The 15,430-nt window shown below is 48.8% G+C and carries 9 protein-coding genes; 3 read left to right on the top strand and 6 right to left on the bottom strand.

Annotation, left to right across the window (positions count from 1 at the left end; genetic code table 11):
• Positions 1 to 103: 103 nt before the first annotated feature.
• The 6 genes from rpoC to adhP form a co-directional block, all read right to left on the bottom strand.
• Positions 104 to 3,772 carry a DNA-directed RNA polymerase subunit beta' gene (gene rpoC / locus AWM72_RS04860; protein WP_067974108.1) on the bottom strand — a complete coding sequence of 1,223 codons (3,669 nt, stop codon included), beginning with the start codon at positions 3,770 to 3,772 and terminating at the stop codon, positions 104 to 106.
• Between the two features lie 565 nt (positions 3,773 to 4,337).
• Complete coding sequence (rpoB, locus tag AWM72_RS04855) at positions 4,338 to 7,925, bottom strand: DNA-directed RNA polymerase subunit beta (RefSeq protein ID WP_067974105.1); 3,588 nt, start codon at positions 7,923 to 7,925, stop codon at positions 4,338 to 4,340.
• A gap of 358 nt (positions 7,926 to 8,283) precedes the next feature.
• Positions 8,284 to 9,054: a nitroreductase family protein gene (locus tag AWM72_RS04850; RefSeq protein ID WP_067974102.1), complete on the bottom strand. Its 771-nt coding sequence runs from the start codon at positions 9,052 to 9,054 to the stop codon at positions 8,284 to 8,286.
• Positions 9,055 to 9,066: 12 nt separating this feature from the next.
• Positions 9,067 to 9,669: a class I SAM-dependent methyltransferase gene (locus AWM72_RS04845; RefSeq protein ID WP_067974099.1), complete on the bottom strand. Its 603-nt coding sequence runs from the start codon at positions 9,667 to 9,669 to the stop codon at positions 9,067 to 9,069.
• Positions 9,670 to 9,865: 196 nt separating this feature from the next.
• Complete coding sequence (locus AWM72_RS04840; protein ID WP_067974096.1) at positions 9,866 to 10,300, bottom strand: hypothetical protein; 435 nt, start codon at positions 10,298 to 10,300, stop codon at positions 9,866 to 9,868.
• Positions 10,301 to 10,527: 227 nt separating this feature from the next.
• Positions 10,528 to 11,538: an alcohol dehydrogenase AdhP gene (gene adhP, locus AWM72_RS04835; RefSeq protein ID WP_067974093.1), complete on the bottom strand. Its 1,011-nt coding sequence runs from the start codon at positions 11,536 to 11,538 to the stop codon at positions 10,528 to 10,530.
• Between the two features lie 232 nt (positions 11,539 to 11,770).
• On the opposite strand from adhP, the gene AWM72_RS04830 reads away from it, so the two are divergent.
• The 3 genes from AWM72_RS04830 (at position 11,771) to trpD (ending at position 15,422) form a co-directional block, all read left to right on the top strand.
• Positions 11,771 to 13,366 (top strand): Nramp family divalent metal transporter, encoded by a 1,596-nt coding sequence (locus tag AWM72_RS04830; protein WP_101603568.1) that lies wholly within the window; start codon positions 11,771 to 11,773, stop codon positions 13,364 to 13,366.
• Positions 13,359 to 13,796 carry a universal stress protein gene (locus tag AWM72_RS04825; RefSeq protein ID WP_067974088.1) on the top strand — a complete coding sequence of 146 codons (438 nt, stop codon included), beginning with the start codon at positions 13,359 to 13,361 and terminating at the stop codon, positions 13,794 to 13,796. Before AWM72_RS04830 ends, AWM72_RS04825 begins: the two co-directional genes overlap by 8 nt.
• A gap of 597 nt (positions 13,797 to 14,393) precedes the next feature.
• On the top strand, positions 14,394 to 15,422 hold the full coding sequence (gene trpD / locus AWM72_RS04820; protein WP_067974084.1) for an anthranilate phosphoribosyltransferase: 1,029 nt from the start codon (positions 14,394 to 14,396) through the stop codon (positions 15,420 to 15,422).
• The last annotated feature ends 8 nt before the right edge of the window (positions 15,423 to 15,430 follow it).

The following is a 15,430-nucleotide window of genomic DNA, read 5'->3' as shown; positions in this document are numbered from 1 at the left end:
AGACAAGCTCCAGCCTCTACGTGTTCCAAAAGTCAGACCTAATCGACTTTTGTCACACTCTCTATAAAATTTGATTAATTTTCAATTTTTTAAACGACATGTTCTATGGGTGTCCCACATAGTTTTCAGGCTCAACAGGGTGTTCAACAATCACTTGTTCCCCATCTTCATTGGTCACATATTCTTCCGTTGTTGGCACTTCGCCTAATTTCTTAGGTTCCATGTAACGGTAGCGGGCCATCCCTGTACCTGCTGGGATGATCTTACCGATAATAACATTCTCTTTCAGGCCGAGCAGGTTATCCCGCTTGCCGCGAATCGACGCATCGGTAAGGACCTTGGTGGTTTCCTGGAAGGAAGCAGCTGATAAGAAGCTATTGGTTTCCAGAGCCGCCTTGGTAATCCCAAGAAGGACAGGTTGGGCAGTCGCTGGAATAGATCCCGTCTTAATAGCTTCCGCATTTTCCTTGCTGAAGTCTTCGAGGTCCATCAACTTACCTGGTAAGAGGTCAGTTGCCCCTGGATCGAGGACACGTACTTTACGGAGCATTTGACGGAGCATCACTTCCACGTGCTTGTCGTTGATGTCTACCCCTTGCATCCGGTAAACCCGCTGAATTTCACTTAACATGTAAGTTTGAACAGTGAGTGCATCCGTGATGTGGAGCAATTCTTTCGGATCGATTGACCCTTCAGTCAAACGGTCCCCACGTTTGATGGTGTCGCCTACTTCAACGAGCATACGGGCTGTATAAGGCACAACGTATTCCCGTTCATCTGTAACCCCTTTGACGTTAACCGTCTTTTCACGGGTTGCTTCGTTTTGGTTAATGTCGGTAACAACACCTGTGACTTCTGTAATCACAGCGCGCCCTTTCGGATGGCGTGCTTCCACAATTTCTTGAACACGAGGGAGACCTTGGGTGATATCGTCACCGGCAACCCCGCCCGTGTGGAAGGTCCGCATGGTCAACTGGGTACCAGGCTCCCCGATCGATTGGGCAGCGATGGTTCCGACCGCTTCACCGACTTCAACTTCACCATTCGTTGCCAAGTCAGAGCCGTAGCAGTGCTTGCAGACACCGTATGGCGTGTTGCAGGTAAAGACAGAGCGGATGGTCACTTCTTCAACGCCAGCTTCTACAATCTTCTTAGCTACTTCTTCTGAAATCAATTGGTCATGATGAGCAAGGACTTCGCCTGTTTCAGGATGGCGGACTTCTTTTTGAAGGTAGCGGCCTGTCAGACGTTCTTCCAAGCTTTCAATCATTTCATTACCTTCACGGATAGCTGAAACCCGCAAACCACGGTCAGTGTGGCAATTGCTTTCCTTGATGATCACATCTTGGGCCACGTCAACCAGACGACGGGTCAAGTAACCAGAGTCGGCTGTCTTCAGCGCCGTATCGGTCATCCCTTTACGAGCACCGTGCGTGGAGATAAACATCTCTTGAACCGATAAACCTTCCCGGAAGTTGGAGGTTACAGGCAATTCGATAATCTTACCGTTAGGACCAGCCATCAGACCCCGCATCCCGGCCAACTGGGTAAAGTTAGAGATATTACCCCGGGCCCCAGAGTCCATCATGATGAAGAATGGGTTTTCTGCCGATAGGGAGTTCTTCAGGCGGTTTTCAATTTCATCTTTGACCTTGTTCCAAGTGCTAATGACTTGTTCATAGCGTTCATCATCAGTAATTAAACCGCGACGGTATTGCTTGGTGATGTTATCCACGCGTTTGTGGCCTTCATCTACCAGTTCATTCTTCGTATCCAAAACGGTAATGTCTGAGATACCTACCGTGATCCCTGACTTGGTTGAGAATTCGAAACCGAGATCCTTCAAGCGGTCAAGCATCATTTGGGTTTCCGTTACCTTGAATTGCTTGAAGACGCGAGCGATGATGCTTTCTAAGTAACCCTTCTTGAATGGAGGGACTAATTCTGCGCGTTGGATAGCTTCTTCTACGTCAGCACCAGCTTCTAAGAAGTACTTGTCTGGCAAGCTATCATTCAAGTTTTCTTGGGTTGGTTCGTTCAAGTAGTTGAAGCCATCTGGAATAATTTGGTTGAAGAAAAGTTTCCCGATCGTTGTCCGGATAAGCTTACCTTTTTGGTCTTCCGTCCAGTTCTTGCCTGGTAAGGAATCGGTATCAATGACTACCCGGGTGTGCAATTCCACATTGCCACTCTTATAAGCTGTCATCGCTTCATCAACTGAAGAAACGGCCATCCCTTCACCGATAGCCCCTGCGCTTTCCATAGTCAGGTAGTAGTTCCCTAGAACCATATCCTGAGATGGGGTAACAACTGGCTGGCCATCTTTAGGGTTCAAGATGTGGGTAGCAGCTAACATCAAGATCCGTGCTTCCGCTTGGGCTTCTTCGCCGAGTGGTAGGTGGACCGCCATTTGGTCCCCATCAAAGTCGGCATTATAAGCTTCACAAGCTAGCGGGTGGAGACGGATGGCTTTCCCTTCAACGAGGACAGGTTCAAAGGCCTGGATCCCCAAACGGTGAAGGGTAGGTGCCCGGTTAAGGAGAACAGGGTGTTCCTTGATAATTTCTTCAAGAACATCCCAAACCTTATCGTCTTGGTGCTCAATCATCCGCTTAGCATGCTTCACGTTAGCAGCAATTTCACGGCCCACTAATTCGCGCATTAAGAAAGGCTTGAAGAGTTCCAAGGCCATTTCCTTAGGCAGACCACATTGGTACATCTTGAGTGATGGACCGATGGCGATAACGGAACGACCAGAGTAGTCGACACGCTTACCGAGCAAGTTTTGACGGAAGCGGCCTTGTTTCCCTTTTAACATATGGGATAGGGACTTCAATGGACGGTTCCCGGCCCCTGTAACAGGACGGCCACGGCGGCCATTGTCAACCAAGGCATCGACAGCTTCTTGGAGCATCCGTTTTTCATTTTGAACAATGATGTTTGGCGCATTTAAGTCTAACAAGCGCTTCAAACGGTTATTCCGGTTGATCACCCGACGGTAAAGGTCGTTCAAGTCAGATGTCGCAAAACGACCCCCATCGAGTTGGACCATTGGGCGGAGTTCTGGTGGAATAACTGGAATAACATCCATAACCATCCACTCTGGATTATTACCGGACTTACGGAAGGCTTCTAGGATATCCAAACGACGGATTGCCCGGGTTCGTTTTTGACCGCGTGCACTGGTTAGGACTTCCTTCAATTCCGCGCATTCCTTCTCCAAGTTAACTTGGCCTAGGAGGGTCTTAATAGACTCTGCCCCCATACCAGCTTGGAAACGATTGCCGTATTCCGCCTTGTATTCACGGAATTCTTTCTCTGATAAGAGTTGCTTGTATTCAAGAGGGGTATCCCCGGCATCTGTCACCACATAAGAAGCAAAGTAAATTACTTCTTCGAGGGCACGTGGGCTCATGTCTAATAAGAGGCCCATCCGGCTAGGAATGCCTTTGAAATACCAAATATGGGTAACGGGTGTTGCCAATTCAATATGGCCCATCCGTTCCCGACGAACTTTAGAACGGGTAACTTCTACCCCACAACGGTCACAAACGACACCCGCATAGCGAATCCGTTTGTACTTCCCACATGAACATTCCCAGTCCTTGGAGGGACCAAAGATACGTTCACAGAAAAGACCGTCTTTTTCAGGTTTTAGCGTCCGATAGTTGATTGTTTCTGGTTTCTTCACTTCACCGTAAGACCAGGAACGAATTTTATCAGGGGATGCTAAACCGATCTTCATACTTTCAAATTTATTAACATCGACCAAGGGGCCAACCTCCCTTTATAATTGCCTCTCGCCTGCTGGGTTGCTCGCCAGCAAGCCTACCTTGTCATTAAAAACGAGAATCACAGTCGGGTTCGCAGTGGCAGTCTTGAAGTGACTTCACCCAATCGGAACGATCGGCTACAGCCGCTCTTATCCGCTTGGGCTCCAGTCATTAAAGCCTGGACGCAACTGCTCTCACCCTTTTTAGTCGGGTTCGACTTGGCAGTCTTGGAATGATTTCACAAGTAAGAAACGAGCGAATGCTTCGCTCTTTTTCTTACTTGCTCCAATCATCCAAGCCTAACCGCCAAGTCTCGCACCCTTTTAGTCGGGTTCGGTCTGGCAGCTTTCGTGTCACTTCACAAGTCCCCGCCGCAGTCTTTCAGACTGCTCTGGTGACTTGCTCCAGTGAACGAAAGCTAAACGCCAGCCCTCACACCCTTCCTAGTCGGGTTCGCAAGAGCAGACTTGAAGTGATTTCAGCTCAGCGAAACGTCTGACTAGCGTCAGCCTTTTTCGCTGAGCCTCCAATCATTCAAGTCTAAACGCTCTTGCTCACACCCTTTTACTCTGCTTCTTTTGCTGTGATTTCTTTGTTGTCTGATTTGTCTTCTTTGTCGTCAGTCTTGTCTTCGTTTGTTTCTGCGTTTTCTTTTTTGTCTTCTTTGTGGTTGAAATTGTTGGTGTCTTCGTCCATATCACGTAGGTCGATTTCTTTGTCGTCGGCGTCGAGGACTTGGATGTCTAGGCCGAGTGACTGTAATTCTTTGACCAGTACGCGGAAGGATTCGGGAACACCTGGACGTGGGATAGGTTCACCCTTGACGATGGCTTCGTAGGTTTGTACCCGGCCAGTGACGTCATCTGACTTGTAGGTCAAGATTTCTTGGAGGGTGTAGGCTGCCCCGTAGGCTTCCAGTGCCCAAACTTCCATTTCACCGAAACGTTGTCCCCCGAATTGTGCCTTACCACCCAGTGGTTGTTGGGTAACTAAGGAGTATGGCCCAATTGACCGAGCGTGGAGTTTGTCGTCGACCATGTGGGAAAGTTTCAGGTAGTACATCACACCAACAGAAACCCGGTTATCGAAGGGTTCACCGGTCCGTCCATCGTAGAGGACAGTCTTAGCGTCTGAGGCCATGCCAGCTTCTTCAACTGCTGACCAAATGTCTTCATCCACTGCCCCATCGAATACTGGAGTAGCGATCTTAATACCCATGTTGCGGGCAGCCATTCCGAGATGGAGTTCCAATACTTGTCCGATATTCATCCGTGAAGGTACCCCAAGTGGGTTCAGCATGATATCAACAGGTGTCCCGTCTGGCATATATGGCATGTCTTCCATTGGGAGAACGAGGGAAACAACCCCTTTGTTCCCGTGGCGACCAGCCATCTTATCGCCGACTTGGATTTTACGTTTTTGGACAATATAAACCCGAACCAGCATGCTGACGCCTGGTTTGAGTTCATCCCCGTTTTCACGCAGGAAGATCTTCACATCATTAACGATACCGCCACCACCGTGAGGGACACGGAGTGAGGTGTCACGTACTTCACGGGCTTTTTCACCGAAGATAGCGTGGAGCAAGTGTTCTTCTGGAGAAAGTTCGGTTACTCCCTTAGGCGTTACCTTACCTACTAGGATATCTCCGTCCTTAACTTCCGCACCGACATAAACAATGCCGCGGTCATCAAGATTCTTCAGAGCATCTTCCCCAACATTAGGGATTTCACGTGTGATTTCTTCTGGCCCGAGTTTGGTATCGCGGGCTTCAGATTCTAATTCATCGATATGGATAGAAGTATACACATCATCCTTAACCAAACGTTCAGAAAGGATAACCGCATCTTCGTAGTTGTAACCATCCCAAGTCATGAAGGCGATCAGTGGGTTTTGGCCCAATGCCAATTCCCCATTCTGCATGGATGGCCCATCAGCTAGGATGTCCCCAGCTTCCACTTCTTCACCAGTCCGAACCAGTGGTTTTTGGTTGTAGCAGGTGGACCCATTTGACCGGTGGTACTTGATTAAGCCGTACTTATCGAGGGCACCATTTTCACGACGGACACGAACTTCGCGGGCGTCAACAAATTCAACTGTCCCTGACTCTTTAGCAATAACAGCTGTCCCTGAGTCGTGGGCTGCCTTGTATTCCATACCCGTCCCGATAAGTGGGGAGTTTGGTTGGAGAAGCGGCACCGCTTGACGCTGCATGTTAGCCCCCATTAAGGCACGGTTGGAGTCGTCGTTTTCCAAGAAGGGGATACATGCGGTTGCGACAGCGACTACCTGCTTAGGTGACACGTCCATGTAGTCCACTTGTTCAGGGCTTACTTCGATATTCTCTTCCACATAACGAGCCATCACCTTGTCTGAAGCAAAGGACCCATCTTCGTTTAATTCCGAGTTCCCTTGGGCAATGATGTAATTATCTTCTTCATCGGCAGTTAGGTAATCGATCTTGTCGGTTACTTTGTGGGTATCCCAGCTCACCCGACGGTAAGGGGTTTCGATAAAGCCGTACTCATTGATCTTGGCATAAGTCGCCAGCGAGTTGATCAGCCCGATATTCGGACCTTCAGGCGTTTCGATTGGACACATCCGACCGTAGTGGGAATAGTGCACATCCCGAACTTCATAGCCTGCCCGGTCACGGGTCAAACCGCCTGGCCCCAAAGCAGAGAGACGACGCTTATGGGTCAACTCAGATAGGGGGTTGTTTTGGTCCATGAACTGTGACAGCTGGGAGGAACCGAAGAATTCCTTAATCGCAGCAACCACGGGACGGATATTAACTAATTGTTGTGGGGTCACCGTATCGACATCTTGGGTAGACATCCGTTCCCGAACCACTCTTTCCATCCGTGAAAGACCAATTCGGAATTGGTTCTGTAAGAGTTCACCCACTGAGCGGATCCGGCGGTTACCCAAGTGGTCGATATCATCGGTCTTGCCCAAACCTTCATAAAGGTTCAAGAAGTAGCTGATTGAAGCCATAATATCAGCAACGGTCAAGGCCTTCACATCGTCGGCTGGATTAGCGTTCCCAATCACATTGATCACGCGGTCTGGATCATTTGGCGCATAAACCTTCACCACTTGTAGGCGGACAGGCTCTGGCACAACCGCTTGGTCATTAGGGTAAATTTCAACCGTATTGGCACCTTGGTCTAGGGCCTTGCCTAGGTCTTCCATCAGGTCACGGCTAACTTCTGTATCCTTAGCGAGTAGAATTTCCCCGGTTTCAGGATCCACGATGTTTTCTGCAAGCACTTGGCCAGCTAAGCGGTGTTTTAAGTCCAGTTTCTTATTGATCTTGTAGCGACCAACTGGTGCCAAGTCATAGCGGTGTGGGTCAAAGAAGCGTGAAACCAGCAAGTTTCTTGAGGATTCTGCCGTCTTCGGTTCACCTGGACGCAGGCGTTCGTAAATATCCTTTAAGGCCTCTTCTGTCCGGGTATCGGATTCATTCTTATGGAGGTCTTTTTCAATGGTATCTTCGAGGGTCTTGCTAGAGCCGAAGATTTCGCGGATCTGGTCATCTTGGGAGAAGCCAAGTGCACGAACGAGGACAGATAGTTGGATCTTCCGGGTCCGGTCAATCCGTACATAAGAAATGCCCTTAGCGTCTGTTTCCGTTTCTAACCAGGCCCCACGGTTAGGAATAACCGTTGTCCCGAAAGAGTGGCGGCCGTTCTTGTCTACCTTCTCATTGAAGTAAACCCCTGGTGAACGAACCAACTGCGAAACGATTACCCGCTCGGACCCGTTAACAATGAAGGTCCCAGCTTCAGTCATCAATGGGAAGTCCCCGAAGAAGACTTCTTGGTCCTTGATTTCACCTGATTCCTTGTTGATCAGACGTAGTTTCGCATACATTGGCGCCGCATAGTTGGCATCTTGAGCGCGTGATTCTGAGACATCATACTTAGGCTCTTGGAATTTGTAATCCACGAATTCCAAAGCTAACTTCCCTGCATGGTCTTCAATCGGTGAGATATCCTTGAACATGGATACAATCCCATCTTCTAAGAACCATTTATAAGAATCTGTTTGAATTTCAATTAAATCTGGTAGTTCGAGCACTTCGTTGATGCGCGAATAACTCCGGCGAACGCTGTGCTTCCCAAACTTGACATCATGTCCCGACATGTATTGCCACCTCTCTATAAAATAAGCCAGTAAAAGTTTTAAGATTTTATTAAGAATCATAAAAATTGGCCCGGTTTACCCGTTTTTTAGACAAAAAAATAACAAAAGAATCGACACTTTTTTGCCTTATCTTTTGTTTTAGACCAAATACGCGGGAAATCGGACAATATTTCGACTCCTGCAGATTCCAATAACTATATCATATGTATGATAGCAGATCTTTACCTACTTGTCAAAATTTTTATAAAAAATATTTCAATAATAAAAACAGCGATCCCTCGCAAACTGTCTTAGACAAGCGCTAGAATCGCTGAGCGTACAATCGGCATTCAAAAAAATTGCTTGCTGACGTCAGTATCTATTCTTCCCGAGCCCTGCTAATATTAAAACCTTGCTTGCGCAGGTCATCGATCAAGGCTTCACGTCGGGGCCGGCGATTTTCCATCTTGTCGCCCACCTGTTTAAAGAAACTGTCGACCCGCCGATTGGCATCGCGCAGGTCATAATAAGTCGTCATCTCTTGGTCGTAATCTTCCAAGAGGCTTTCCGCGTCCTCAGGCAAGTGGTAAGTATCCTCAAAGAAACGCAGAGACTTAGGCATCCTAGGCTTCAATTGAGGGCTTTGGTTAGGTTCCCCAAAGGCCAGGCCTAGGACTGGAGCGGTTAGGGCTGGCAAATCTAAAATATCAATCATTTGTCCCATATTATTCTGGATGCTACCGAGGAAAACAGCTCCCATGCCCAAGGATTCCACCGCATTATTCACATTTTGGGCCATCAGTACCGCATCACTATAGCCTTGGAGGAAGCGTTCCAACTGATGGGCAGCTAGGTTCTCCCGGCCTTCCCGCTCCGCAATCTGTTGGTTGCGGTAGGTATCCACCAGGAAGATCCAGAGTTCAGGGGCCCGGGCAATATATTCTTGCTTGCCCACTTCAGCAATGGCCTGGCGCTTGTCCGGGTCCTTCACCCGAATAATTGAAGCCATCTGCATCCCTTCGCTAGTCGCTGTCCGCATGGCCACTTCCGCCAATTGGTCAACAATCTCTTCAGGCACCGCTTGATCCTTAAACTCGCGAATCGTCCGGTGGTCCAACTGCTTATCTAGCCATTCATTTGCTGCACACATTACCGTCACTCCTTACTTCTGACTCGAAAGAATCCAATACCCTTTCTTGCGTTCAATTTCTTCCACTTGGCCAAAGACTTCTTCCATCTTCTTCCGGGCGCTAGGAGCTCCTTGCTTCTTCTGGATCACTACCAACAAAAGCCCTCCCGGCAAGAGCTGGTCATAGGCCCCTTCTAGGAACTGGTGGACGACTTGCTTGCCGGCCCGGATAGGGGGATTCGTGAAGATCGCCGCAAAGCGCTCATCTGTGATCTGGTCATAAGCTGACGACCGGCTGATGGCAACATTGGAGACCCCATTCAGGGCCGTATTCTCCTGGGCTAGGTCCAGGGCCCGTTCACTCACATCCACCATACGAATGGTGCGTTCAGGGTGAAGACGGCCGAGCACCGTTCCCACAGGGCCATAGCCACAACCTAGGTCGAGGAAGGGACCCTCTGGAAAGTCTAAATGGGCAGTAGTCTCTAAGAGCAAGCGTGAACCAAAATCTAAGCGGTCTCGCGAAAAGACTCCACTATCCGTGGTAAAACGAAAGCTCTCCCCCAAAAGCTCCGTCTCATAGGTCTTGAGATCATGAGCCAAGTCACGATTGTCATCAAAATATTGGTGTGCCATAAGCCAACTCCTTCATTTTTTTCAATTTCATCTTACTAATTATAAGTATAAATAGCAAGAAAAACCTGCTCGCACCAGCTAGAATATTCAGAGAAATAGCTGGATACAATAAAAGAGCCAGCAGCCCGGCTCTCTCATCACAAGTGTTCGACAAGCAAAAAAGCTGGTGCGAAAATGCAGCCAGCTCTTATTTTTATTAATAAATATCAGAAACGTTCTTCTCTTCGTCAATCACAATGTAAAGGTGACCATCTTCCCCAACCTTAGAAGACATATATTTGTTTTCTAAGCCGTCTTCATCAACTGGTTCAAATGGGAAATAAATCTCACTTTCTTGACCGTTTGACCAAGTCAAGGTTACCCATTCAAGTCCACGGTTACGTGTAATGGTTTCGAACATACCTGTTTCAAGTCCGCCTTGGTCAATGGATTCGGATTGGAAGGTATCCGCATCAGGTAAGATTTCCACTTTAAGACTTTCTGCTGGATTGATTTCAAGGATTTCGCCACCGTTGATTCGACCTAAACTATTCGAAACGCGTTTGATCCATAAGTCTCCGATGTGTTCAGCTGAAACTTCCCACTCACTACCGTTGCGGAAATGAAACTTAAATACTTCTGCCTTTCTCATATTTATACCACCTTTTTCAATTTTTGTGATTATATTCACTACAACTAGTATAAATGAAATTTTCAAAAAAATCGACCTTTTAGGCTTCCTTTTTCAAAAATATCCCAGAAAAGCTTTTGTTTTAGACAAAGCGATGTAAATGCTTACGTCAGCACATGCAATTTCTCCCATGAAAAAAGCGCACCTTTCAAAGCCATAGAAAGGATGCGCTTGCTTAAGCATACAAGTTAACCTTTAAGATCAATGACCATCCGGCCGCGAATTTGCCCTTTTTCCATTTCGTCAAAGATGTCGTTGATGTCTTCCATGGGGCGCATGTGAACTTGAGGAACAACCTTGCCTTCTGCGCCGAATTGGAAGGCTTCAGCTAGGTCTTCCCGGGTACCAACTAGGGACCCAACGACCCGGATACCATCCAAGACTAAACGAGGAATGGAGAGGTCCATGGTGTCGACTGGTAAGCCAACTGCCACAACCGTTCCCCCAGCGCGGACCGCATTGACTGCCGAATCAAAGGCAGCCTTGTTGACCGCTGTCACAACTGCGCCATGAGCGCCGCCAGTTTTTTCTTGGACGATCTTAGCAACATCATCTGTTTCTGGATTCAAGCAGATATCCGCCCCAAATTGCTCGGCAAAATCTAATTGGCCCGGATTAATATCAACCGCTACGACCTTCATATTGAAGACATTCTTGGCATATTGGAGAGCTAGGTTGCCCAGGCCGCCCAAACCAAAGAGGACCAGCCACTGACCCGCACGAACTTGGGATTCTTTGAGGGCCTTATAGGTCGTCACCCCGGCACAGGTAATCGAGGAGGCTTCCGCTGAGCCTAAGCCTTCTGGCACTTTAACCGCATAGTCGGCCGTGACGATACATTCTTGGGCCATGCCCCCATCAGCTGTATAGCCAGCATTCTTCACCTGGCGACAGAGGGTTTCCCGACCGGAGATGCAGTATTCACAGTGCCCGCAGCCTTCGAAGAACCAAGCCACGCTCGCCCGGTCGCCTACTTTTAAGGAAGTGACTCCTGGGCCAACTTCCTTCACGACGCCGATCCCTTCATGGCCTAGGACGACACCCGAAACATCGCCAAAATCAGCGTTCTTCACATGCAAGTCAGTATGGCAAACCCCGCAACACTCCATGTCGAGCAAGGCTTCCCCATATTCTAGGGGCCTGAGCTCTTTATCAACAACTTTAGCTTTATGGTCTTCGGTTGCAACAATTGCTTTCATAATTCTCTCCTCCTTTTCCTTTCGAAATGATTATAAAACATTATTGTGAATATTTGAACATGCCTTCAATAGACCTATCGCTAAAAAATTCCCCATTTGCTAACAATTGCATGATTCGCGATTTTTTTGCATTTAATTTGGTTAACCTAAAAATAACTTCTTGCACAGCTTAAAGATGAGCGTATGATATATATGAACGTAAAATCATTTAGTCTAGAAAGTGGTGTTCGCTTTGTCAAAAGAAAGTCCCAACCATCATTTATTCGAGCATGCCAATGGCCCTTCCCTAGAAGAGATCAATGGCAGTATCAGCGTCCCCCAAGGCAAGGGCTTCTGGCGCACCCTACTTGCCTATTCCGGCCCCGGTGCCCTAGTCGCTGTGGGTTATATGGACCCAGGCAACTGGTCGACTTCCATTACCGGCGGGCAAAACTTCGGCTACTTGCTCATGTCGGTCATCCTCATGTCCAGCCTGATCGCTATGCTCCTCCAGTACATGGCAGCCAAACTCGGCATCGTTACCCAGATGGATCTGGCCCAAGCCATCCGCGCTCGAACCTCCCGTCCTTTAGGTTTCATTCTCTGGATCATCACGGAACTTGCGATTATGGCAACCGATGTGGCAGAAGTCATCGGGGCAGCCATCGCCCTCTACCTGCTCTTCCATATTCCCATGTTCCTAGCTGTCCTGATCACGGTTTTCGACGTCCTCCTGCTCTTACTCCTCAGCAAGGTGGGCTTCCGCAAGATCGAGGCCTTGGTCGTCTGCTTAATCTTTGTGATCTTATTTATCTTCGTCTACCAAGTCGCCCTCTCTAAACCTGACTGGGCCGCACTCTTGGAAGGCTTTATCCCAACTGGTAAAAGTTTCGCCAGGGAACCTGAAATTGGCGGCCAGACGCCCTTAACCGGAGCCCTTGGAATCATCGGGGCCACCGTCATGCCCCATAACCTCTACCTCCACTCTGCCGTCTCCCAAACCCGGCAGATTGACCACCAAAAGCCCCAAGCCATCCAATCGGCGATCCGTTTCACCACTTGGGACTCCAATATCCAATTAACCTTGGCTTTCTTTGTCAATGCCTTACTCCTCATCATGGGGGTTGCAGTCTTTAAGACTGGCACGGTCACTGATCCCTCCTTCTTCGGACTCTACCAGGCCCTCTCCCAACCGGACGCTATGGCAACGGGACCCCTGGCGGCTGTTGCTCGGACGGGCCTCCTCTCTACCCTCTTTGCCCTGGCCCTCTTAGCTTCTGGACAGAATTCAACCATCACCGGAACCCTCACCGGCCAAGTTATCATGGAAGGCTTTATCCATATGCGGATGCCAATCTGGGCCCGTCGTTTAATCACCCGCTTGCTCTCTGTGATTCCGGTCATTATCTGTGTCTGGGTGACCCAAGGCCAGTCCACGGTTGAAGAGCACACTGCCTTGAATAATCTCATGAATAATTCCCAAGTCTTCTTAGCCTTCGCCCTCCCCTTCTCCATCGTCCCCTTGCTCATGATGACCAACAATAAGCTGGAGATGAAGGGACGCTTTAAAAACTCCCTAATTATCAGCGGGCTAGGCTGGCTGTCCGTTGTGAGCTTGACCTATCTCAACTTAATCGGCCTGCCCCAACAATTCGAAGCCTTCCTAGGTGACCAAGCCAGCGCCACAGCCATCTCCTGGTCCCACCAAGTCGCTTACCTCGTCATTATCCTTGTCCTCGCCTTGCTTGCCTGGACCATTATCGGCATCCACCAAGGAGAAAAACGCCTCCAGGCCAAACACCAAAGTTTATTGCATGGAACTCATGAAAGGATGACCAGTCATGAATAAGATGACCTTTGACCGTATCCTCGTCGCAGTAGACGGGTCCAAGGAAGCCCAAAAAGCCTTCCACTATGCCATCAACCTAGCCCAGGACAAAGGCTGCCCCCTCTGTATTGCTTCAGTCTTCGAAGCCAGTCAGCTCAATGTTTATGAAGCCCTCGACCCCAAGGAAGTCCAGGGCAAACGTCAGGCCTTTTTGGACCAGGTTGCTGGCTACCGGGCCCAGGCAGAAGCAGCAGGCCTCCCAGAGGTCCAGTGCTTAGTTGCTGAGGGCGGCGACCCCGCTAAGGTCATTATCAAAGACCTCCTCCAAGCCAGCCAAGCCGACTTGCTCATCATCGGCAGCCATGGCGATGCCCAACTCAGCGATTACTTTGGCAGCCATGCGACTTATTTGGTCAAGCACGCCCCTATCCCTGTCCTGGTCTACCGCTAGGCCGGGCCTGTGAAGGGAGTATGACAGAAGCTCCAATATCTTTTTAACCAACGAACTTTTTCAAAAACCTGTTCCAAAAGTCAGCCCTGACCTCCACTTCACAAACTATGTCCGATTGTTTGCCAACAATCTCCCATAGTTCGCTCCAGTGATTCAGGGCTAAACGACTTTTGTCACACTCTCTCTTTTTCCGATCAAGGGTGATTTTTTCACTTTTTCCCTTGACTTTGGTCAAATGACCCGTTATTATATTAACAAATCCTAATAAAGATTAAATTTCTATGAGAGTAGTACTTCTTTTTAACGGACAGGGAGTCGTTATTGATTGAGAACGCGGCATTAAGAGAAGGAATGGACTCATTAAAGGAACTTACAACGCCTCGGCTATTAGTAAGTTACGGAAGCTTGAACCGTTAGCTCCAAGCACGTATGTTAGTACGTGAGCAAAGTGGGTATTTTTGCGTAGGCAAAATGCCAATTTGGGTGGTACCGCAGGAAACTGATTCTTCAGACTCTTGTCCCTTGTAAGGGACAGGAGTCTTTTTATTTAGCTTAATTTAATTTATTTATACTTTTTAAAAATAGGAGGAAACAACCATGACAACAGCAACAAAAGTGAAAACAGCCATTAAAGAAGTCGTTGCCGGCAATAACCTCGATTATCAATTATCCGAAGATATCATGAAAGCCATCATGGGTGGTGAGGTAAGTGACGTGGAAATCGCAACCTTACTGACCGCGCTCCGGCTCAAGGGCGAATCGATCGATGAAATTTCTGCCTTTGCTGATGTCATGCGGGCTTTCGCAACCCAGGTCGAACACCCGACAGATTCCCTAGACATTGTGGGCACTGGGGGAGACGGCGCCAATACCTTCAATATCTCAACCACCTCATCCTTCGTCATTGCCGCAGCAGGCATCCCTGTGACCAAGCACGGCAACCGCAGCGCCTCCAGTAAGTCAGGAAGCGCCGACTGTATGGAACAATTAGGCATCCAGCTGGACCTTTCCGCCGATGAAGCTGAGGAGGTCTTAGAAAAGACAGGCATGACCTTCCTCTTTAGCCAAAAATACCACCCCGCCATGCGCTATGTGGCAGAACTTCGCCGGCAAATGGGGATCCGCACCGTCTTCAATATCCTCGGCCCACTGGCTAATCCGGCCAACTGCAACTATCAAATGTTGGGCGTCTACGATTCCGCTCTGATCGAACCCCTGATTCAAGTCTTAAAGAAACTCGGCCTTAAACGGGCCATGGTCTTCTCCGGTGATGACGGCCTGGATGAAATCACCCTCACTACGACCAGCCACGTGGCCACCCTGCGCGATGGCGAGATCAACTACTTCGTCTTCAACCCCAAGGACTACGGCTTTGACTACTGCCAGCTAGAAGACTTGGTCAGTGGCGAACCTGCTGAAAATGCGCAAATCACCCGCGAAATTCTCCAAGGCACGCGCCAAGATGCCAAGTCCGATACCGTGCTTCTCAATGCCGGACTGGCCATTGCCCTCGTTAAAGACGGCTATAGCCTAGGGGATGGTATTGAAGAAGCCCGCCAGCTCATCCAAACTGGAGCTGCTGCTAAGAAATTAGAAGAAGTTATCCAAGCCAGCCAAACCGTTTAAGGAGGTTC

Source organism: Aerococcus sanguinicola, from assembly GCF_001543145.1.
Taxonomy (GTDB): domain Bacteria; phylum Bacillota; class Bacilli; order Lactobacillales; family Aerococcaceae; genus Aerococcus; species Aerococcus sanguinicola.
The sequence above is the reverse complement of the archived record's forward strand: the minus strand, read 5'-3'. Positions and strand labels throughout refer to the sequence as shown.